The 1,266-nt window shown below is 64.8% G+C and carries 2 protein-coding genes; both read left to right on the forward strand.

Annotation, left to right across the window (positions count from 1 at the left end; translation table 11 throughout):
* The first annotated feature begins 70 nt into the window (after nucleotides 1-70).
* Nucleotides 71-892, forward strand: coding sequence for a 3-oxoacyl-ACP synthase III family protein (locus DD1DGNOD_RS25685; RefSeq protein ID WP_165037039.1), 822 nt, complete (start codon nucleotides 71-73; stop codon nucleotides 890-892).
* Between the two features lie 165 nt (nucleotides 893-1,057).
* A partial coding sequence (locus DD1DGNOD_RS25690; protein WP_131771199.1) for an SDR family oxidoreductase occupies nucleotides 1,058-1,266 on the forward strand: 209 nt, incomplete at its 3' end.

Genomic DNA, 1,266 nt, shown 5'->3' on the forward strand with positions numbered 1-1,266 from the left:
CTCACTCGACGACTGGGTGCGGCGTCGGCACGGCGGTCGGCGCCGACACCGGGCACCAGTGACTGAAGCCGTGTCCGACCTGGCGACACGAGCAGGTACGGACGCGCTAGCCGACGCGGGGCTGCTGCCCACCCAAGTGGACCTGCTGGTGATGGGGACATTCACCGGTGACCAGCGTCTTCCACCCAGCGCCGCAACAGTTCAGACCAACCTGGGCATGAGCGGCAAGTTCCTCCAGATCGACACCGCATGCACCGGCTTCATCGACGCCCTCCTGGTGGCCAAGGCACTCGTGGAAACCGGCGTACACAAGCGCGCCCTCGTAGTTTGCGCTGACGTGCTGACCAGCGTTCTCGACCCTGCCGACTGGCTTTCACAGACGGTGTTTGGCGATGCGGCCGCAGCGGTCGTCCTCGACACGGTCACCGACGGATCCGGCTTCGGTCCCGTCCATTCCGGATCCGACAGCCACCTCGCCGAATACGTCCGCATCCACGACTCGGGAAGCCGCCGCCCCGCCGGGGATTCGTTCATGCGGATCAAGTTCGGCGACGTCCAGCGCTGGGGCGTACAGCGCATGGCCGACGCCGCACGGCGCGCGCTGGAAGAGCACGGGCTGAACCCCGCCGACGTCGACTGGCTCGTACCGCATCAGGCATCAGCCAGCATGATCAAACTCGCTGCAGCGGAGCTGGGCATCGACCCAAACCGCGTCGCGCTCACTTATCCGCGCTTCGGCAATACAGGAGGATCATCGATCCTCCTGGCGTGGAACACGCTGTACCGCGAAGGACTGCTGCGCGAGGGAGACGTGATCCTCCTGTGCGCCGTGGGCGCAGGCATGGCCTGGGGATCGGCGCTTTACCGGTGGGGCCGCCCGCGCCTGGCCTGATCGAGGACTCACGGGTGGAAAGAGCGAGCCGTCCGCTGATTCTCCGTCGGCGGACACGCCGGGGCAGCCGGTTGGCATGCCTGGCCTGCGCACGCCCACCCCGACGATGCGGACGAATCACAAGTCAAACTCTTCTACAGAAGGCGGATTATTGTCGAGACTGTGATGACCGATCAGGTTCCCGAGAAATCGAAACGGGACATCGCAACGAACATCCTCCTGCGCCGATTCGGTGAGCCGGAGGAGATCGCGTCAGCGGCTGTCTATCTCAGCCTTGACACAACCTATTGCACCGGTTCGGTGCTCACTGTGGATGGTGGTGGTCGCTATGACTCAGGTGAACGTCGGGATGGACCCCAGACTACGAGGAACTG

The sequence above is a fragment of the Candidatus Protofrankia californiensis genome, assembly GCF_900634765.1.
Classification (GTDB): Bacteria; Actinomycetota; Actinomycetes; order Frankiales; family Frankiaceae; genus Protofrankia; species Protofrankia californiensis.